Raw genomic sequence first — 18,950 nt, forward strand, 5'->3', positions numbered from 1 at the left:
ATAAGAGTATAAAAAAGTATAAAGTGTGATTACGATTATTCTATCGATTTATTTTTTAGAATCGTAACAATTTCACCCTGGAAAATGTTGTGGTAGTCTTTTTCTGGGTACCATCTTTCATCAATGGTGTCATCCAAAAAGCCTGCGGGGTCGAGCATTTGGCGGTGCAGCTTACGGCAAATTAGCACCAGCTTTGCTTCTTTAAAATAGGGCGCCTTTTCATCAAAAGCAGGGGTAAGGCCGGTTTCTTTCTGTTTGTCGGTATCACGACCAGAATGAGCGCCGCAGAAGGAAAGCGCCTTTTTATAGGAGTCATCAAAGAAGTTCAGGGCATAATATTCCTGCTCATTTACAAATTCTAATGTATACCGCTGTGGGCGAATATAGGTGCTCGCAACGTTTTTACCCCAAAATACGCCAAGGCCACCCCAGCTTGCGGTCATCATATTGTATTTTTGTTCGGTTCCTGCTGAAATCAGCATCCAATCCTTACCGATTAACGAAAATGGATTAAGGGACAAGTCTTCCGGCTTTATTTTTTCCAACATGATTCATAACCTCCATTTATCTTACGTTTCAATTCATGATACCTAGCCAATGGGAAAAAAGCAAGCGGATTTTGCGGTGCAGGGCGGTTCAAAAGGGTATTATTCATTCTACCCCAAACACAGCAAAAAAAGCATCTCTTCTTTGTGACGAATGGATAAATTGAATAATTATGCAATTTGGGGTTGATTTTTTCATCTTTAAGCGTATAATTAAACACAAGACATAGGCGTGGAAATAAGATTAATGAAAAAGGAGTGCTTTAAATGGCAAAGCAAATTAAGAAAATTGTGCTGGCGTATTCCGGCGGCTTAGATACATCTGTCATCATCCCTTGGCTCAAGGAAAGCTATGAGGACTGCGAAGTAATTGCAGTAGCGGCAGATGTTGGCCAAGGTGACGGCGAGCTGGCAGGACTGGAAGAAAAGGCAAGAAAAACCGGTGCCTCGAAGCTGTACATTGCTGACTTGAAAAAGACATTTGTAGAAGATTACATTTGGCCGACCCTGAAAGCCAATGCCGTTTATGAAAGCAAGTATTTGCTCGGCACTTCTTTTGCAAGACCCATTATTGCAAAGAGACTCGTTGAAATTGCTCAGGCAGAAGGTGCTGACGCAATTTGCCACGGCTGCACCGGCAAGGGCAACGACCAGGTTCGGTTTGAGCTTACCATTAAAGCGCTGGCTCCTGAAATGCTTGTTATTGCTCCTTGGAGAGTATGGGATATTAAATCCAGAGAAGAAGAAATTGAATATGCTGAGTCTCACAACATTCCGCTTAGCTTTACCAAAGAGACCAGCTATTCCAAAGATAAAAACCTGTGGCATCTTTCCCACGAGGGTCTGGATTTGGAAGACCCCGCAGGTGAGCCGCACTATAATAAAGAAGGCTTTCTGGAGTTGGGCGTTTCGCCCGAGCAGGCTCCCGATGAACCAACCTACGTTACCGTATCGTTTGAAAAGGGCATTCCCACGAAGCTCAACGGTGAGGCTCTTGATGGAATTCAAATGATTGAGAAGCTCAACGAGATCGGTGGCAAAAACGGAATCGGCATTGTCGATTTGGTCGAGAACCGGTTGGTTGGTATGAAATCCCGCGGTGTGTACGAGACCCCCGGCGGTGCCATTTTGTACCACGCACACAATAAGCTTGAAGAAATTACTCTCGACAAAGAGACCTACCACTACAAGCAAGGCATTGCCCTCAAATTTGCAGACATTGTCTACAACGGCCAGTGGTTCACCCCTCTGCGCCAGGCGCTCTCCGCTTTTGTGGATAGCACCCAGCAGTTTGTAAGCGGCGATGTAAAGCTTAAGCTGTATAAAGGAAACATTATTGATGCCGGCGTAACCTCTCCCTACTCTCTGTATGATGAAGAAGTTGCCACATTCAGTGAGGATCAGGTTTACAACCAAGCGGATGCAACAGGCTTTATTAACCTGTTTGGCCTGCCGCTCAAGGTGCTGGCTCAGAAGAGAAAATAAGAATCCTGCCGGGTTTGGCATGGGATTTGGCGGGAGGCGGACAATGTTTTTTGTTCGCCCCCGTCTGCTTTTTTAGAACAAAATAATGGAGGCAAAACCACATGAAGCTTTGGACAGGACGCTTCCAAAAGGAAGTTGACCCGAAAACGAACGATTTTAACTCTTCCATCTCGTTTGACAGCCGGATGGCAAGAGAAGATATAGAGGGCAGTATTGCGCATGCTACCATGCTGGGCGCAAGCGGCGTGATTGAACAGCATGAGGTTGAGGTCATTTGCGATGGCCTGCAAGGAATTTGGCAGGATATTGAGAGCGGAAAGCTCCCCATTGACCCCAACGCAGAGGATATTCACACCTTTGTGGAAGCAGAGCTGACCGCCCGCGTAGGCGATGCAGGCAAACGCCTGCACACTGCCCGTAGCAGGAACGACCAAGTAGCACTCGATTTGCGCTTATACCTGAAAAAAGAATGCACTGTATTGCAATCACAGCTTCGGCAATTAATTACAGTGTTGTGCAATAAGGCACTGCTCCACAGCGAAGATGTAATGCCGGGCTATACGCATTTGCAGCGTGCACAGCCAATCACCTTTGGTCACCACCTGATGGCATATGCCGAAATGTTCCTGCGGGACATTGACCGCATTGGCGACGCGTACAAGCGCATGGACGTTCTTCCCCTTGGTTCCGGTGCTTTGGCAGGCACCACGTATCCCCTGAACCGGGAGTATACTGCTCAATTGCTGGGGTTCTCCGGTGTAAGCCAAAATAGCCTAGACGGCGTCGCTGACCGCGATTTTTGCGTAGAGCTTGCCGCGGCTGTGTCTCTCGCGATGGTTCACCTTTCTCGCTTTTCCGAGGAAATTATTCTGTGGTGCTCATGGGAATTCAAATTTGTAGAGCTGGATGATGCGTTTTCCACTGGCTCAAGCATCATGCCGCAGAAGAAAAACCCGGACATTGCCGAGCTGGTACGTGGCAAATCGGGCCGTGTGTTTGGCGATTTGATGACTCTATTAACTATGCTCAAGGGCTTGCCGCTTGCTTATAACAAAGATATGCAGGAGGATAAGGAAGCCATTTTTGATGCAGTGGATACCTTAAAGCTTTGCCTCACGCCCTTTATCCCAATGATTGAAACCATGAAGGTACTGCCGCAAAATATGCGCGCGGCGGCGGCAAAGGGCTTTATAAACGCGACGGATTGTGCAGACTATTTGGTAGGCAAGGGACTGCCGTTCCGCGATGCGTATAAAATTACGGGGGCTTTGGTTGCCCAGTGCATCGCCGAAGGGCAAACACTGGAGAGCTTGCCTCTAACGGAATACCAGAAAGCAAGCCCCTTGTTTGACGATGGTGTGTACCATGCTATTTCATTAGAAGCTTGTGTAGCAGATCGTAAGGTAACTGGCGCTCCCGCTCCTGAAAACGTGAGAGCGCAGGCAGAACGGGTATTAAAGCTTTTAGAGCAAGTTTAAGCTAATAATAAGCTTGTTTTCTTAAATCATATTTTTATATAAAAATTTTTCTATTAGCTATATAAGTAGCTAATAGAATGAGAAGTATCCATGAGGAGGAATGAAACATGATAAAAGCGGGAGTCATTGGCGCTACTGGTTATGCGGGGGCAGAGCTTGTTCGTTTGCTGTTGGCGCACCCCGAGGCGGAGCTTACCGCAATCAGTTCCGTTAGTTTTACCGGGCAGGCACTCAGCGAGGTTTACCCGGCATACTTTGGCCAATGTGATATGACCTGCACGAATCAGGAAGAGGTCATAGAAAAATGTGACGTTATTTTTGCCGCGCTTCCTCATGGGCTATCCCAAGAGCTGGCACAGCAGTGCCACGAAAAAGGCCGTGCGTTTATTGATTTAGGCGCAGATTTTCGCTTAGAGGATGAAGCGGAATATACCGAGTGGTACGGCGGCGGTTTTCAAAATAAAGAGCTGCACGAACAGGCGGCATATGGCCTGCCGGAGCTATTCCGTAAAAACATCGTTGGCAAAAAGCTGATTGCAAACCCCGGCTGTTACACCACCGCAGTACCGCTTGCACTGGCTCCTGCCATCCAAAATGGATTGGTAGAGCTTACTGGAATCATTGCAGACTGCAAATCCGGTGTGACGGGTTCGGGAAGAAAGCCCTCTCAAACAACACATTACCCTGAGCTAAATGAAAGCTTTTCCGCTTATAAGGTGGCAAACCACCGCCATACACCCGAAATAGAGCAGACTCTTACACATGTTGCAGGAGATAAGGTTCATGTAACCTTTGTTCCACATTTGCTTCCCATCAATCGTGGTATTTTGGCTACCTGTTACGCGACTCTTAAGCCCGGAGTAACCGAGGAGCAGCTGCGTGAGGTGTACGAGAAGGCATATGCGAATGAACCATTTGTGCGCCTTTTGCCTAAGGGCATGTGTGCAGACATCAAGAACGTGCATTACTCCAATTTTTGTGATGTTTCTTTGTTTACAGACCCACGCTGTGGGCAGCTCATCGCCATTTCAGCCATTGATAATATGGTCAAGGGTGCGGCAGGGCAGGCGGTGCAAAACATGAATTTAATTTTTGGAATACAGGAAACCGCCGGGCTCATGATGATGCCCCCGGCATTTTAATCGGCAGAGCAGGAAGGGGAAATTCAATATGAATTTGGAATGGATTGAGGGCGGCGTAACGGCTGCCAAAGGGTTTACTGCGGGCGGCGTATATTGTGGTATCCGCAAAAACAAAACCAAAAGTGACCTTGCCATGATTTATAGTGCAACCCCCTGCTCCGCAGCGGGAGCATATACTCAAAACCTAGTAAAGGGCGCGCCGGTTGTGGTTACAAAGAAAAACCTGACCAACGGCATTGCACAGGCGGTTATTTGTAACAGTGGTAACGCCAATACCTGCAATGCAGACGGGGAAGAAAAGGCACTACAAATGTGCCAAATCACCGGTGAGGCACTGGGTATTCCCGCAGAAAATGTGATTGTGGCGTCTACGGGCGTTATTGGGCAGGTACTGCCGATTGAACCGATTCTCACCGGTGTGCCCGAGCTGGTAAAGGCACTGTCTGCCACTGGTTCGGATGCAGCAGCAGAAGCAATTATGACGACGGACCTAGCGAAAAAGCAGGTTGCAATAAACGTTGATTACAATGGCTCTGCGTTTGTAATTGGCGGCATTGCAAAAGGCTCCGGCATGATTCACCCCAACATGGCAACCATGCTCGGCTTTTTAACCACAGACGCACAGGTTGCTCCAGAGGTGCTCTCAAAAGCATTGAGCCTTGCGGTGAATGATACGTTTAACATGGTCAGTGTGGATGGTGATACCTCCACCAACGACATGGTTACCATTTTGGCATCCGGTAAATCAGGAGTAACCATAGAATCCGAGGGTGAAAGCTTTGAGTTGTTTACCGAAGCACTCAAAGAGATTTGTACCTCTCTTTCCCGCAAGATTGCAAAGGATGGCGAGGGTGCAACCAAGCTTCTTGTGTGCAATGTAGTGGGCGGCAAGGACGAAGCAAACGCAAAGGCAGTGGCGAAAAGTGTTATTTGCTCCAGCCTTGTAAAGGCAGCCATGTTCGGCTCAGACGCAAACTGGGGCCGTGTATTGTGCGCGATCGGTTATGCGGGTGTTCCGGTAGATATTATGAAGGTAGATGTTGACTTCGAGTCCAAGGCGGGCAGTATTGCAGTTTGCCGCAACGGCGCAGGAATTGTTTTTGATGAAGACGTGGCAAAAACAATTCTGGTTGAGGATGAAATCAACATCAACGTCACCTTACAGGACGGCACTGCAAAGGCCACGGCTTACGGCTGCGATTTAACCTATGATTATGTGAAAATCAATGGAGATTACCGCTCCTAATTGGTGTTGCTTCGTTTCAATACGCCCGTACTCCGGGGGAATAAGGATGTGAAAGAATGAAAATTTCAAACAGCGATAGAGCGCAGGTACTGGTTCGTGCGCTGCCCTATATACAAACCCATAAGGGAAAAACCGTTGTTGTAAAGTACGGCGGCAATGCAATGATTAACAAAGAGCTGAAAGCCGCTGTCATGAGCGACATTGTGCTGATGCAGCTTGTGGGAATCCACGTGGTGCTGGTACACGGCGGCGGTCCTGAAATTAGCTCGATGCTCAAGAAAATCGGCAAAGAAAGCCGTTTTGTAAACGGGATGCGTTACACGGATGAAGAAACGGTAGACGTTGTGCAAATGGTGCTTGCCGGAAAAGTTAATAAAGGGCTGGTTCAGTTCTTGGAGCGCAACAATGGCCGCGCGGTTGGCCTGTGCGGGCTTGACGGCGGGATGATTCAGGTGAAAAAGCTGGAGGCCGAGGAAGACCTTGGCTTTGTAGGCGATATTACCGAGGTGAACACCTCTGTGATTACGGATGTTACTGAGGCCGGTTATGTTCCGATTATCGCGACCATTGGCGCAGATGCAAACGGTACGGTTTATAACATCAATGCAGACGTGGCGGCGTCACGCATTGCCGCTGCCTTGGGTGCTGAAAAACTGATTCTTATGACCGATATTCGCGGCCTGTTGCGCGATAAGAACGACGAAGACACCCTCATTCCGCAGGTGAACGTGAGCGATGTACCCCGACTAAAAAAAGAGGGTATCATCAGCGGTGGTATGATTCCTAAAATTGATTGCTGTGTGGAGGCGGTACGGCGCGGCGTGCCCAGAGCACATATCATTGACGGGCGCACCCCACACTCCATTTTAATCGAGCTGTTCTCCGACGAGGGGATTGGCACCATGTTTTATTAACGACGTTTTATTTAAGATAGGAGGGAAATAAAATGCAAATACAAGAGGTGCAGAGCTGGGAAAAAGAGTTTTTAATGCCTACTTACAACCGTTTTCCGGTGGCGATTGCCAGTGGTTCCGGCGCGAAAGCGGTAGATACCGAGGGCAAGGAGTACATCGATTTTGGCAGTGGCATTGGCGTAAATTCATTGGGGTATTGTGACCCGCAGTGGGTAAAGGCTGTTGCAGAGCAGGCCGCTACTTTACAGCATATCTCGAACCTATACTTTAGCCCCGTGAGCATTCAGCTTGGGGAAAAGCTATGTATGGCAAGCGGGTATTCCAAGGTGTTTTTTGCAAACTCCGGTGCGGAAGCGAACGAGGGCGCAATTAAGCTTGCAAGAAAATACAGCAATGACAAGTACGGCGAGGGGCGCGGTACGGTCATCACGCTCATTCAGTCGTTCCATGGCCGTACCATTACCACACTTACCGCAACCGGGCAAGAGAAGCACCACCAGCATTTTACTCCCTTTACTCCCGGATTTGCTTATGCAAAAGCCAATGACTTAGAGAGCGTAAAGGCGCTTGCAGATAACACGGTGTGTGCCGTAATGCTTGAGATGATTCAAGGCGAGGGCGGTGTTTTACCGCTCGATAAGGAATTTGTACAGGGTGTTGCCGCATTTTGCAAAGAGAACGATATTCTTTTGCTGGTGGATGAGGTGCAAACCGGTGTTGCCCGTACCGGCAGCTTCTTCTGCTTTGAGCAGTTTGGCATTCAGCCGGATGTGGTTTCGTGTGCCAAAGGCCTTGGCGGCGGTTTGCCCATTGGTGCGGTGCTTTGCACCGAAGAGCTAAAAGATGTGCTTGGTGCGGGTCACCACGGCACCACCTTTGGCGGAAACCCCATTTGTGCCGCAGGTGCTCTGGCAGTACTCGAGCGCGTAACGGCTCCCGGGTTCCTGGAAGAGGTTCTGAAAAAGGGAGAATACCTGCGTGAGAAGCTGCACGCTATGCCACAAATCGCCGGGGTACGCGGCATGGGTATGATGCTGGGTGCATCCCTCAAGCAGGGAGAAGCGGGTGTTATCGCAAAAACCTGCGTAAAAAATGGCCTGCTCATTTTAACCGCACATGATGTATTACGGCTGCTGCCGCCGCTCACGATTTCGTATGAAGAAATCGACAAAGGCATGCAAATACTGCAAAAGACGCTCGAGGAGGAGCTTTCATGAAACATTTGCTGAAAATGCTTGATCTTTCCGCCGAGGAGATTACCGACATCCTCAATACGGCAGATCAACTGAAATATGAAAAGAAGCATAACATTCCGCACCCGCGCCTTGCCGGGAAAACATTGGGAATGATTTTCCAAAAGGCATCCACCAGAACGCGTGTGTCGTTTGAGACTGGTATGTATCAGCTTGGTGGTTACCCGCTGTTCTTATCCTCGAACGATTTACAGATTGGGCGTGGCGAGCCGGTGCAGGATACCGCCCGTGTTCTCTCCCGTTACCTTGACGGCATTATGATTCGTACCTTTGAACAATCCGAAGTGGAAGCGTTAGCGGAGTACGGCTCTATTCCGGTTATCAATGGGTTAACGGATTTTGCTCACCCCTGCCAGGTTCTTGCAGATTTAATGACCATTCGCGAAGCGCGCGGCCAGCTGGATGGCCTCAAGATGTGCTTTATTGGTGACGGCAACAATATGCTTAATTCGCTTGCGGTTGGCGGTCTAAAAATGGGCATGAAAGTTTCTGCCGCTTGCCCCAAGGGCTATGAGCCGGACGCGCAGGTGCTGGAGTTTGCAAAGGGCAACCCGGATTTCTTCCTGACCGATAAGCCCGAAGAAGCCATTGCTGGTGCAGATGTTGTGATTACCGACGTTTGGTCCTCCATGGGAATGGAAGGGGAGAAAGAGAAGCGTGAGCACGACTTTGCGGGGTACCAGATTAATTCGGAGAATCTAAAGCTGGCAGCACCCGAGGCGATGGTACTGCATTGCCTGCCCGCTCACCGCGGCGAAGAGATTACCGCAGAGGTATTTGAAGCCCACGCCGATGAAATTTTTGAAGAAGCAGAAAACCGCCTGCATGCGCAGAAAGCGGTTTTGGTAAAGCTTCTGGGTTGATTTTTTTAGTATAATTATAAACTTACTAGCGCTTTGATTTGGTGGAACGCCATTTCAAAGCGTTATTTCTTTAATTGTTATTCTTTGTTGGGCACTTTAAGTTAATTGACTATATTTTAAAAAAGTGTTGCACTATGGCGCAAGGCTTCTTTACCCACAACGGCAATTACTTCCTAAGAATTGTAAAGAAAGCACGCGGCATGAGGGGCGAAGCTCAAAATAGTAAAAAAAAAGAAAGGCTTGCATTTGCAAGCCTTTTCCTGTACTTATAACGATAAATTAAGAAAGCAGCATCCGGTCATTCACCAGAGCATCACCCTGTGCAGACTGGAAGCGTTTGAGAAGCTCTTCTACGGTAAGGTTCTTCTTTTCTTCCCCTTCAATATCAAAGAGGATACGACCAGAATTCATCATAATAATGCGGTTGCCATAGGTCAAGGCGTCCTTCATGTTATGAGTAACCATCAGCGCCGTTAAATTGTCGCGCTTTATAAACTCTTGGGTCAAGTGCAAAACGGTAGCTGCCGTTTTGGGGTCAAGAGCGGCGGTGTGCTCGTCAAGCAGCAACAGCTTCGGCTTTTGCAGTGTTGCCATCAAAAGCGTGAGTGCCTGTCGCTGGCCACCCGAAAGAAGGCCGACCTTACTGTCGAGGCGATCCTCCAGACCAAGCTCCAGTACCTTAAGCTGCTCTTGGTATTGGGCTCTTTCCTCTTTGGTGATGCCCCAGCGCAGTGTGCGGCTTTTGCCACGGCGGTTTGCTAAACCAAGGTTTTCTTCAATCCACATGCTGCCTGCGGTACCACGCATTGGGTCCTGGAACACACGCCCAAGTAGCTTTGCACGTTTATATTCCGGCAAGAAGGTAATGTCTTGCCCATCCAGTTCGATTGTACCGCCGTCACAAGGGAACACGCCGGCAATCAGGTTCAGCAGGGTGCTCTTTCCCGCACCGTTACCACCAATAATGGTAGCAAAATCACCTGGCTTCAAGTGCAGATTCAGGTCTACCAGTGCCTTTTTTTCATTGACCGTGCCCTTGTTGAAGGTACGGCATACATTTGTTAATTTTAGCATTGCCATTCCTCCTTAACCTTGTTGGTTCGGCTCGTCGGGGTCTTTATCCGAATTGTCTATCGCATCTTCCAACGCTTTATCCGGCACCATTCGCTTGGGGCTGTTTGCAGCACGGCGAACCATATAATCCTGGAACATCCGGTTCATCGTAGGCATAAACAACGCCATAGCGACCACAACCGAAGACAACAGCTTCATATCCTGCGATTTCAGGCCGTAGAACAGCACAACAGCAATAATGATGCGGTACAGTACCGAACCGGCAATCATTGCTGCCAAGCGCGGTAAGAAGCCCATAATGCGGCCGAGAAGCACTTCGCCAATAATGACGGATGCCAGACCGATAACAATAGTACCAATACCCATGCTTACATCGCCAAAGCCTTGAACCTGTGCAACCAATGCACCAGAAAGGCCAACCAAGCCATTGGAGAGCACCAATGCCAAAATAACCATGGTATCCGTATTCACGCCAAGGGAACGAACCATGTGAGGGTTATTACCCGTTGCACGGATGGCACTGCCAAGCTCTGTTCCAAAAAACCAGTAGAGGAAGAAAATCATCGCAATGGCAATCACACCGCCCAGCAAAAGCTGCGAGTTGTAGCGGGAGAGCATAGGAACCCATTGGCCCACCTGCATGTCCACCGTATCCACACCCAATAGGGGAACATTTGCCCTGTCGTGCATGACACGCAGGTTGATGGAGTACAGTGCTGTCATAGTCAAAATACCTGCAAGAATCCCCGGTATCTTCATTTTCGTATTTAAAAAGCCGGTTATAAACCCGCAGGCCATACCTCCTGCCATTGCAAAAAGCAAGGTTAGAAAAGGGTTCATGCCACTTTCCGTTAATATAGCGGAAATGGCACCGCCGGTGGCAAACGAACCGTCTACCGTCAAATCGGGGAAATCTAAAATACGAAAGGTAATGTAAACGCCCAGCGTCATAATTCCCCATAAAACGCCCTGAGCAACTGCACCGTGAACGGCTCCCAGTAAATTCATAAGATCCATAACGTTCCTCTATTCCACTGTATTTATAACAAGTTTCAGGCGGTGGGCTTCCCCACCGCCTGAACTCCGCAAATTGCACACACAAAATGCGGGAACATTCAATAAATTATTGTAAACGAATTCAAGAGAGATTGCAACCCTTTATTTCTTGGAAGAAGCTCCCGAGGCAGCTGTATCCTGCCCTGTTTTGGTAATGGTATCCGGGAAAACCAGGCCCATTTTTGCGGCTGCTTCACTATTGTAGATGATGTCGAGCTGGGTCTGGTACTCGATTGGCATTTCGCTAACCTTTGCCTCACCCTTTAACACCTTAATTGCCATTTGGCCGGTCTGGTAACCAAGCTTTTCATAGTTTAGACCCACCGTGCAGGTTCCACCGTCCGACACCATGCCAACCGCACCCGGGATTACGGGGAGTTTATTGGCAGTGGTAACTGCGGTAACATTTCTCATGCTAGAAGCCATGAGATTGTCGGTAGGAATGTAAACACCCTGCACCTTGCCTACCATAGACTGTGTTACCTGCTGTACCTCGTTGGAGTTGGAAGCCGTAAACTCTTGGTATTTCAGGCCAAGCTGTTCGCAGGCAGCCTTTGCCCACTCAATTTGCAGCTTGCTGTTGGTTTCGCTGGAGCTATACAAAAGACCAACCGTTTTTAAATCCGGTACAAGAGTCTTTAGCATTTCCATCTGCTCTTTTACGGGAGTTTTGTCGCTGGTTCCAGAAACATTCTTCCCGGGCTTTTCATTGCTTGCCACAAGCTTTGCGTCGGCTGGGTCGGTTACTGCAGTAACCAGAATCGGAGTATCTGTAATCACCTTTGCCACCGCCTGTGCCGCCGGTGTACCAATTGCCAGAATCATATCTGGCTTTTTGTTGGCAAAGGTATTGGCAATGGTAACGCAGTTCGCTTGCTCGCCCTGTGCGTTCTGCACATCATAAGTAACGTTCTGCCCCTCTGTATAGCCCGCATCCTTCATTGCCTGTTGAAAGCCTTTGAGGGTTGCGTCCAGAGATGGGTGAGTTACAAGCTGAGCCACGCCTATGTTAATGGTTTGTTTGCCGCCTTGCGCAGAGCTCTCCGCCACTGTAGACGAAGCACTTGCCGCATTCCCGCAGGCCGTAACAGACATCGCCATTACTGCGGCCAACGCCGCGGCGGCGATTTTGTTTGTTATTTTCATATTCGTCCTCCTCAAAGACGCTTTATCTAAGTGAAGTGTTCATTGTTTTAAAGCATCAAATCAATAGCTGTATTTTACTCTGTGCCGTAAAAAATGTCAAGTACTGATTTCTGGTTTCTGGCTCAAAATGGGCAAAATCTCCTATTTTCTCTGCTTTCCACAAATCCGTAGGGACAAAAAAGGCAGGTGGAATGCACTTCCACCTGCCTGCACCGATTAATAGCTACCGGATTTTTCTTTATTTTGCCGGGGCAACATCTGTACCCTTTAGAATCTTCTCTGGAAGAGTAATTCCAATTTGCTTCGCCACCGTACCATTGTACGAAATGTCGTACTCGGTTTGGTACTCAATCGGCATATCAGCCGGCTTTGCCTCACCCTTCAGCACCTTTGCCGCCATTAGGCCGGTTTGGTAACCGAGCTTCTCGTAGTTGATGCCAACTGTGCAAAGGCCGCCATTTTGAACCGGGCCAACCTCACCAACAATTAAGGGGAGCTTTGCAGAAGTTGTAACCGCCGCAACGGTCTTCATGCCGGAAGCCAGCATATTATCCGTTGGAATATATACCGCCTGCACCTTTCCTACCATAGACTGCGCCACCTGCTGAATTTCATTGGTGTTTGAAATGGTAAATACCTGCGATTTTAAACCAAGCTCCTCACAAGCTGCTTGTGCCCACTTTGCCTGCAATTGGCTGTTTGTTTCGCTGGAGGTATACAAAATACCAATATTCTGAATATTGGGTACAATCTCTTTGAGTAAAGAAATTTGTTCTTTCACCGGTGTTTTATCGCTCGTACCGCTTACATTACGGCCAGGCTTCTCATTGCTTGCCACAAGCTTCGCTTCGGCTGGATCTGTTACCGCAGTAACCAAAACTGGCGTGTCAGAAATTACCTTTGCCACCGCCTGTGCAGTTGGTGTTGCAATTGCCAGAATCAAATCTGGTTTTTTATTGGCGAAAGTATTCGCAATGGTGATGCAGTTCGACTGCTCCCCTTGCGCATTCTGAATATCATACGAAACATTCTTTCCTTCTTCAAAGCCCTGAGAGGCAAGAGCATCCTTAAATCCTTTTAGAGTTGCATCCAATGCGGGGTGTGTTAATAGCTGAGCGACACCAATGTTCACCATTTTGCCAGTGGAAGCCGCTGGAGCTGCCGCAGATGAAGAAGCCGCACCGCCATTGCCGCATGCGCCCAAAGAAGCCGCCATTGCAACCGTTAAAACTGCCGCAATCACTTTTCGAAATTGTTTCATATTCTCCTCCTTTTGCGGTATGTAATATTCTCCGCAAACGATTTATTGGTTTAAAGCATCAATTGCTAAAAGTAATTGTACTCGCCAAGCGAAAAAAAGTCAACCCCCGAATTCTTCTTTTGCCTGAATTTGGGGTTTCACGCAAAGAAAAAGGCTAAAAATCGGTAACGGAGAGGTTTTTAATCTATTTCTCTTTTTCATTTCCCGAATGTAATTAAGTCACAGACGCATACAAAGAGAACTGCTATACTGTAAAAAACACACAAGGAGGCAATTGAAATGGCAGTAATCCATCTAAATAAAAACAATTACAAAAAGGAAGTATTAGAATCGGAGCAGCCGGTTCTTATCGATTTTTGGGCACCTTGGTGTGGCCCCTGCCGTATGCTAGGCCCAACTGTTGATGAGCTTAGCAAGGACCTTACCGGCAAAGTAAAAATCGCAAAGGTGAATATAGATGAAGAGCAAGAGCTCGCACAGGCATTCCGAGTTATGAGTATTCCCATGCTGGCAGTTATGAGGGGCGGCAAAATGGTTTCATCCAGTGTTGGCCTGCAAAGCAAAGCAAAAATTATGAAGATGCTTGAAAAATAATGCTTATATAAGCAGTTCCATTGAAAACAAGGGGAGGAACATTTTATGAAGGTTGTTATTATTGGCGGAGTGGCCGGTGGTGCGTCCGCCGCGGCCCGCCTGCGCCGGTTGGATGAATCCGCCGAAATCATCATGCTAGAACGCGGGCCATATATTTCGTACGCAAACTGCGGTCTGCCTTATTATGTAGGCGGAGAGATTAATCAAAAAGAGGCACTCACCTTACAAACGCCACAAAGCTTTCATCAAAGGTTTGGCATTGATGTGCGAACCGAGCACGAAGCCGTTGAAATTAACCCAGAGAAAAAAACAGTGCTCATTCGTGAGCTTGCAACCGGCAAGGACTACGAAGAGAGCTACGATAAATTGATTCTATCCCCCGGTGGTGAACCGGCACGTCCACCAATCCCGGGAATTGACAGCCAAAATGTTTTTACACTGAGAACCGTACCGGATTCCATTCGAATTCGCGAATTTATACAGCAAAAACGGCCCCGCAAAGCCGTGATTATGGGCGGTGGTTTTATTGGCCTTGAAATGGCAGAAAACCTAATGCGCGCTGGAGTTGCCGTAACCGTTGTTGAGGCGATGGAGCATGTGATGGCCGCACTCGATTACGATATGGCAAGTGAGGTTCAGCAATACCTGCGCCACCAAGGGGTAGAGCTGGTGCTTTCCCAGCGAGTTACCGCCATCACCCCACAAGAAAACGGGTTGCTGATTGCACTTGAAAATGAAACCACTTTGGATGCCGACCTCCTCCTCCTTTCTGCCGGCATCCGGCCGGAGAGCACGCTGGCGGCAAACGCCGGGCTTTCCGTTAACAAACGAGGAGCCATAAAAACTGACAGCCACATGCGTACCTCCAACAAAGATATTTACGCGGTAGGCGATGCCGTTGAGATTACCAACCTGGTTACCGAGCTTCCCGGTTATGTGCCGCTTGCAGGGCCTGCCAATAAGCAGGGGCGCATTGCGGCAGACCACATCAACGGCCTACCCGCCAAATACCGGGGCACACAAGGTTCCTCCGTAATGAAGCTGTTTGACATGACCGTCGCCTCCACCGGCCTGAACGAAGCCGCCGCTAAGGCCGCCGGGCTGGAATACGATAAAATTCATATCTTCTCCCCCTCTCACGCCACCTATTACCCGGGTGCAGCAAACCTAACGCTCAAGGTGCTGTTCGAGCTGCCAACCGGTCGTATTCTCGGCGGGCAGGTGATTGGGTTTGATGGAGTTGATAAACGCTGCGACGTATTGGCCACCGCAATACGCGCAGAGATGACCGCCTACGACCTCGCCGAACTGGAGTTATGTTACGCACCCCCGTATTCCTCCGCAAAAGACCCGGTCAACATGGCCGGCTTCGCCATTGAAAACATCCTCACAAAGAAAGTTCGCCAGTTCCATTGGAACGATATTCCCCGTATTGTTGATGACCCAAATGCCATCTTGCTGGACGTAAGAACCGATATGGAATGGAGCAACGGCTCGATTCCCGGTGCAATTCACATTCCGCTCGATTCCCTGCGGGATCATTTAAAAGAGCTGGAGCAAGAAAAAGAAATTTATGTTCATTGCCAAAGCGGACTTCGCAGCTACTTAGCATGCCGAATCCTCACCCAAAATGGTTTTTCCTGCTCTAATTTGTCTGGCGGTTACCGGCTGTACAGCCTCATTCGCGGCAACCAGTCTTACGACCAAACCCCCGCCCACCCCTGCGGGCTGCATATTTAAGTTTGTTACACAAATATTTTCATCTCCCTTGAATATAATGAATACAAACCTTATACTGTTATTACAGTATTTGATGAAAGATGGATTTTCTCTCAACCGCCACAAGAGGGGAAATCCTCCCTTTTTTCCATAGATTTACGACGTTCGGATTGTATTCATAAGGGGGGGTGTATTTATGGAGCAAACCGCTCCAATTACATTGGAAGAAATTTTTCCCCAGTGGGAGAAGCTTACACCGCACCAGCAGGAGCTTGTACGCTCACAATCGCAACCCAAGCGGTTTACACGCGGGCAAATTGTGCACCAAGGCCACAACGACTGCTCCGGCCTGCTGCTGGTGCGCGACGGTCAGCTGCGCGTATTTATTGTGTCCTCCGGCGGGAAAGAAGTTACCCTATACCGCTTGTTCTCATGGGATATTTGCCTGTTTACCGCATCTTGCATTATGAAGAATATCAGCTTTGAACTGCACGTACAGGCAGAGCGAGATTCGGATGTATTCATCGTTCCGCCAAAGCTGTATGAAAGCTTGATGAAAGAGTCGCTTGCGGTTGCCGATTACACCAATCAATTGATGGCTTCCCGCTTTTCCGATGTGATGTGGATGATGGAACAGATTTTATTTACCAGCTTCGACAGTCGGCTTTCGGCATTTTTGCTGGAGCAAAGTGAAATTGAAGGCTCGAACGACCTCACCCTCACTCATGAGGAAATTGCCCGTCACCTTGGCAGTGCACGCGAGGTGGTAAGCCGTATGCTCAAATACTTTGCCGATGATGGTCTGGTTCAGCTCTCCCGCGGTAAAATTACACTGGTTGAGCCCAAACGGCTACGCGGCTTGGTACAATAAAACAACCTAACATTTACTTACCGACTATTTAATGATAGAAAAAAGTAAAAGCTCCGCCTCTTTTATTTGAGAAGCGGAGCTTATTTTATTAATTAGCTTATTTTGATATTAGCCTCTGCTTCGTTCAAAGCCTAAGTAACGAGTGCCCTGAAATGTAAGCTTACCGCGGTCACCCTCTGCAAGCAGGCCGTATTCGGTGCTTTTTACATAGAATTCCATACGGTCGCCGCTTTCCACCTCAAAAGTAATATAATAGGAGGTTGAGGTGTTGTCATGAGCCATGTTGGGATCCGTACCATTGGCATAATGCTGTACGCTAGCGCGCTTTGCCACAATATGTGCTTCCACGGTAAGAACCGGAGAAGCATTGTTCTTCTGCCATTGTTTTGCACCTTGTACAATCCGAACCAAAATTAGGATGAAAACAACAACAAACATCGCCGTTACAATGTAAGGAATTACATTGAACATAACACCCTCAATGCCGCCAAACCCCATTACCGATTCCAATTTGCATTCTCCTTTCGGCACCGTACTTTATTTCTACTTTACAGAGAAAGGATCCTCTTCTCTATTTTGGTTCCAAAGGTACTCCGCGCTGGCAGCAGATTCTTCCGCCACGTCCAGGCCAAACTGGTCGCAAAGAAACCCCAACGCCATATCCATTCCGGCAGAAATACCGGAAGAGGTATAGTATTTTCCGTCAATGACCCATCTGGCGGAATACTGCCAGTCAACCTTTGGATTTACCGACACTGCCCAATCCATCGCCCGCTTATTGGAGGTTGCCTTGCGGTCATCCAGCAGGCCGGTTTTCGCCAAAAGACCCGAACCAGTACATACCGTAAGGCAATATTCCGATTTTTCAGCTGCTATGCGAAGCCGCTCCAAAAAACAGCGATCCTCTACAAGAGGACGAGTTCCCTTGCCGCCCGGGATAAGCAAAACCGCCGTTTCGCTAACTGAATCGAGCGAGCAAGTTTCTACCGGCACTCCCTGACGACTGTGAATTGTTCCACCCTTTGATGATACGAAATTAAAATGACATTCACTGTGTCGACCCAACATTTCTACCGGCCCAAACGCATCCAGTGTTTCAAAGTCTGAAAATAACAGTACATTAATTTCCATTTAATTCACCTTTCTCATCGATTACGGCCTGTCATCTATTCTTATGCTCTTACCCATTGCATGCAGTATTCGATTTCGTTATTTTCCTCATCCTGCTGTTTTTGAGTTACCTCAAAGCCCTCTCGCTGATAAAATGCAAACGCTTTTTTGTTTTTTTCATATACACAAAGCGAAAGCTGCGAGTAACGCTTCTTCCACTGCTCAAGTAAAGCCTTGCCAATTCCCCGCGAACGCGCGGCGGAATCTACAAAAATACCGGCAATATGCCCTTGATCCAACCCTGAAAAGCCTAAAATCTTTCCCTGTGCTTCGCAAACAAGCACCTCAGCTTGTGGCAGCAATTGCCCTACCATTGAAAGGTTCCCCTTCCAATACTCTTCGGGTATAAAATCGTGTGCCTGCAAGTTCGCAGAAAGCCAAATCTCCAGCACGGCGGGCAAATCCTGCTCTTGCATCGCACGTATCGTAACGGTTTCCATTTCAAAATAAGTCATTTCTCTTTTATCTTTCTTAATTTAATAATCTGAGTACCAAACACGCCGCCAATTAGGCAGGTTATGGCGAATACAAAGGTATATATCCAAGCCCCCTCATAATACAGAAACGCGGAGGGCAGAAAAATCAAACCCGACAGCAGTGCAAAAAGAAAGCTGCCAAACGGCCGGAACACACTGTAAATGAGTGAGCATAAAAAGCTCACTATAATCATAATTCCAATCTTCGGGAGCACAGCCATCCCAAGCTGGAGCAACGCAAACGGAAAAGCATAATACAATACCGCCATTACTAATAAGAAAGGAAGCATACCTGTAAATCGTTTCATTTTACCCACCTGTACTTTAAAATTTCACTTCGCCGCAATGGAGGAAAACCTCTTGCCACTGCTTTTAAGAATACCATAAAAAGAATGGAAAGGCAAAATACGAATTGCAAATAGATGGCGTCTTTTTCCATTGTTTTTATTATTTTGTTATATTAATAAAGCGTTTTACTGCGCTTGATTCTCCTTGGATTATTGTTAATTAAAATGAGATAAAAAATTTGTCCAAAATAAATCTCAAAAAAGATTGACAAACAATTAACAAATTCGATATAATAGCAATAGAGATGTAAGTTAAAAAAATAACAAACTTATTCCATGCTCTTATTTGCTTAGAAACACCACTGTATAA

The 18,950-nt window shown here is 47.8% G+C and carries 19 protein-coding genes; 10 read left to right on the top strand and 9 right to left on the bottom strand.

Translation table 11 applies throughout. From position 1 onward, the window contains the following. Positions 1-35 precede the first annotated feature (35 nt). Positions 36-548: a flavin reductase family protein gene (locus CAN90_RS04775; protein ID WP_085832683.1), complete on the bottom strand. Its 513-nt coding sequence runs from the start codon at positions 546-548 to the stop codon at positions 36-38. Between the two features lie 264 nt (positions 549-812). Here CAN90_RS04775 and CAN90_RS04780 point away from each other — a divergent pair, with 264 nt between their 5' ends. From CAN90_RS04780 to argF, 7 genes are all read left to right on the top strand, one after another. Next, positions 813-2,030, top strand: coding sequence for an argininosuccinate synthase (locus CAN90_RS04780; RefSeq protein WP_085832684.1), 1,218 nt, complete (start codon positions 813-815; stop codon positions 2,028-2,030). A 101-nt stretch (positions 2,031-2,131) separates the two neighbouring features. Continuing rightward, a complete protein-coding gene (gene argH / locus CAN90_RS04785) occupies positions 2,132-3,508 on the top strand; it encodes an argininosuccinate lyase (RefSeq protein ID WP_085832685.1) in 1,377 nt (458 codons plus the stop codon). Between the two features lie 107 nt (positions 3,509-3,615). Continuing rightward, positions 3,616-4,650, top strand: a complete 1,035-nt coding sequence (gene argC, locus CAN90_RS04790) for an N-acetyl-gamma-glutamyl-phosphate reductase (RefSeq protein ID WP_085832686.1) — start codon at positions 3,616-3,618, stop codon at positions 4,648-4,650. A 28-nt stretch (positions 4,651-4,678) separates the two neighbouring features. Further along, a complete protein-coding gene (gene argJ / locus CAN90_RS04795; protein WP_085832687.1) occupies positions 4,679-5,896 on the top strand; it encodes a bifunctional glutamate N-acetyltransferase/amino-acid acetyltransferase ArgJ in 1,218 nt (405 codons plus the stop codon). 56 nt (positions 5,897-5,952) lie between these two features. Then, positions 5,953-6,810, top strand: a complete 858-nt coding sequence (gene argB / locus CAN90_RS04800) for an acetylglutamate kinase (protein ID WP_085832688.1) — start codon at positions 5,953-5,955, stop codon at positions 6,808-6,810. Between the two features lie 32 nt (positions 6,811-6,842). Continuing rightward, positions 6,843-8,027 (top strand): aspartate aminotransferase family protein, encoded by a 1,185-nt coding sequence (locus tag CAN90_RS04805; RefSeq protein WP_085832689.1) that lies wholly within the window; start codon positions 6,843-6,845, stop codon positions 8,025-8,027. Then, positions 8,024-8,926, top strand: a complete 903-nt coding sequence (gene argF / locus CAN90_RS04810) for an ornithine carbamoyltransferase (RefSeq protein ID WP_085832690.1) — start codon at positions 8,024-8,026, stop codon at positions 8,924-8,926. The genes CAN90_RS04805 and argF overlap by 4 nt, the downstream gene beginning before the upstream one ends. Before the next feature lie 279 nt (positions 8,927-9,205). Here argF and CAN90_RS04815 read toward each other — a convergent pair whose 3' ends face one another. From CAN90_RS04815 to CAN90_RS04830, 4 genes are all read right to left on the bottom strand, one after another. After that, complete coding sequence (locus CAN90_RS04815) at positions 9,206-10,000, bottom strand: ABC transporter ATP-binding protein (RefSeq protein ID WP_085832691.1); 795 nt, start codon at positions 9,998-10,000, stop codon at positions 9,206-9,208. 12 nt (positions 10,001-10,012) lie between these two features. Beyond that, the gene (locus tag CAN90_RS04820; RefSeq protein WP_143750798.1) at positions 10,013-11,017 is read right to left on the bottom strand and encodes an ABC transporter permease subunit; all 1,005 of its coding nucleotides are present in this window, start codon (positions 11,015-11,017) and stop codon (positions 10,013-10,015) included. 141 nt (positions 11,018-11,158) lie between these two features. Further along, the gene (locus CAN90_RS04825; protein ID WP_085832692.1) at positions 11,159-12,202 is read right to left on the bottom strand and encodes an ABC transporter substrate-binding protein; all 1,044 of its coding nucleotides are present in this window, start codon (positions 12,200-12,202) and stop codon (positions 11,159-11,161) included. 238 nt (positions 12,203-12,440) lie between these two features. After that, complete coding sequence (locus tag CAN90_RS04830; protein WP_085832693.1) at positions 12,441-13,463, bottom strand: ABC transporter substrate-binding protein; 1,023 nt, start codon at positions 13,461-13,463, stop codon at positions 12,441-12,443. Positions 13,464-13,742: 279 nt separating this feature from the next. Between CAN90_RS04830 and trxA the strand changes: the two genes are divergently transcribed. From trxA to CAN90_RS04845, 3 genes are all read left to right on the top strand, one after another. Further along, the gene (gene trxA, locus CAN90_RS04835) at positions 13,743-14,057 is read left to right on the top strand and encodes a thioredoxin (RefSeq protein ID WP_085832694.1); all 315 of its coding nucleotides are present in this window, start codon (positions 13,743-13,745) and stop codon (positions 14,055-14,057) included. A gap of 45 nt (positions 14,058-14,102) precedes the next feature. Further along, positions 14,103-15,797 (top strand): FAD-dependent oxidoreductase, encoded by a 1,695-nt coding sequence (locus CAN90_RS04840; RefSeq protein WP_085832695.1) that lies wholly within the window; start codon positions 14,103-14,105, stop codon positions 15,795-15,797. A gap of 175 nt (positions 15,798-15,972) precedes the next feature. Then, entirely contained in the window at positions 15,973-16,647 is a 675-nt protein-coding gene (locus CAN90_RS04845; protein WP_085832696.1) for a Crp/Fnr family transcriptional regulator, read from the top strand. Positions 16,648-16,755: 108 nt separating this feature from the next. Here the strand turns inward: CAN90_RS04845 and CAN90_RS04850 are convergent, their stop codons facing one another. Genes CAN90_RS04850 through CAN90_RS04865 form a run of 4 tightly spaced genes read right to left on the bottom strand, consistent with a single transcriptional unit; the run spans position 16,756 to position 18,601 of the window. Next, the gene (locus CAN90_RS04850) at positions 16,756-17,157 is read right to left on the bottom strand and encodes a DUF2500 domain-containing protein (RefSeq protein WP_341456296.1); all 402 of its coding nucleotides are present in this window, start codon (positions 17,155-17,157) and stop codon (positions 16,756-16,758) included. A gap of 33 nt (positions 17,158-17,190) precedes the next feature. Next, entirely contained in the window at positions 17,191-17,778 is a 588-nt protein-coding gene (locus tag CAN90_RS04855) for a DJ-1/PfpI family protein (RefSeq protein WP_085832697.1), read from the bottom strand. 41 nt (positions 17,779-17,819) lie between these two features. After that, positions 17,820-18,272, bottom strand: coding sequence for an N-acetyltransferase (locus CAN90_RS04860; protein WP_242953573.1), 453 nt, complete (start codon positions 18,270-18,272; stop codon positions 17,820-17,822). After that, complete coding sequence (locus CAN90_RS04865) at positions 18,269-18,601, bottom strand: hypothetical protein (RefSeq protein WP_242953574.1); 333 nt, start codon at positions 18,599-18,601, stop codon at positions 18,269-18,271. The genes CAN90_RS04860 and CAN90_RS04865 overlap by 4 nt, the downstream gene beginning before the upstream one ends. Positions 18,602-18,950: the final 349 nt, after the last annotated feature.

Origin of the sequence: Clostridium merdae, from assembly GCF_900176635.1 — a bacterium.
GTDB classification, from domain to species: Bacteria; Bacillota; Clostridia; order Oscillospirales; family Acutalibacteraceae; genus Faecalispora; species Faecalispora merdae.

Coding starts and splice junctions, on each gene's coding strand:
- argJ (WP_085832687.1), top strand. CDS start 4,679: ATGAATTTGGAATGGATTGAGGGCGGCGTAACGGCTGCCAAAGGGTTT.
- argC (WP_085832686.1), top strand. CDS start 3,616: ATGATAAAAGCGGGAGTCATTGGCGCTACTGGTTATGCGGGGGCAGAG.
- trxA (WP_085832694.1), top strand. CDS start 13,743: ATGGCAGTAATCCATCTAAATAAAAACAATTACAAAAAGGAAGTATTA.
- CAN90_RS04855 (WP_085832697.1), bottom strand. CDS start 17,778: ATGGAAATTAATGTACTGTTATTTTCAGACTTTGAAACACTGGATGCG.
- CAN90_RS04865 (WP_242953574.1), bottom strand. CDS start 18,601: ATGAAACGATTTACAGGTATGCTTCCTTTCTTATTAGTAATGGCGGTA.
- argH (WP_085832685.1), top strand. CDS start 2,132: ATGAAGCTTTGGACAGGACGCTTCCAAAAGGAAGTTGACCCGAAAACG.
- CAN90_RS04775 (WP_085832683.1), bottom strand. CDS start 548: ATGTTGGAAAAAATAAAGCCGGAAGACTTGTCCCTTAATCCATTTTCG.
- CAN90_RS04805 (WP_085832689.1), top strand. CDS start 6,843: ATGCAAATACAAGAGGTGCAGAGCTGGGAAAAAGAGTTTTTAATGCCT.
- argB (WP_085832688.1), top strand. CDS start 5,953: ATGAAAATTTCAAACAGCGATAGAGCGCAGGTACTGGTTCGTGCGCTG.
- CAN90_RS04830 (WP_085832693.1), bottom strand. CDS start 13,463: ATGAAACAATTTCGAAAAGTGATTGCGGCAGTTTTAACGGTTGCAATG.
- CAN90_RS04815 (WP_085832691.1), bottom strand. CDS start 10,000: ATGCTAAAATTAACAAATGTATGCCGTACCTTCAACAAGGGCACGGTC.
- CAN90_RS04840 (WP_085832695.1), top strand. CDS start 14,103: ATGAAGGTTGTTATTATTGGCGGAGTGGCCGGTGGTGCGTCCGCCGCG.
- argF (WP_085832690.1), top strand. CDS start 8,024: ATGAAACATTTGCTGAAAATGCTTGATCTTTCCGCCGAGGAGATTACC.
- CAN90_RS04860 (WP_242953573.1), bottom strand. CDS start 18,272: ATGACTTATTTTGAAATGGAAACCGTTACGATACGTGCGATGCAAGAG.
- CAN90_RS04845 (WP_085832696.1), top strand. CDS start 15,973: ATGGAGCAAACCGCTCCAATTACATTGGAAGAAATTTTTCCCCAGTGG.
- CAN90_RS04780 (WP_085832684.1), top strand. CDS start 813: ATGGCAAAGCAAATTAAGAAAATTGTGCTGGCGTATTCCGGCGGCTTA.
- CAN90_RS04825 (WP_085832692.1), bottom strand. CDS start 12,202: ATGAAAATAACAAACAAAATCGCCGCCGCGGCGTTGGCCGCAGTAATG.
- CAN90_RS04820 (WP_143750798.1), bottom strand. CDS start 11,017: ATGGATCTTATGAATTTACTGGGAGCCGTTCACGGTGCAGTTGCTCAG.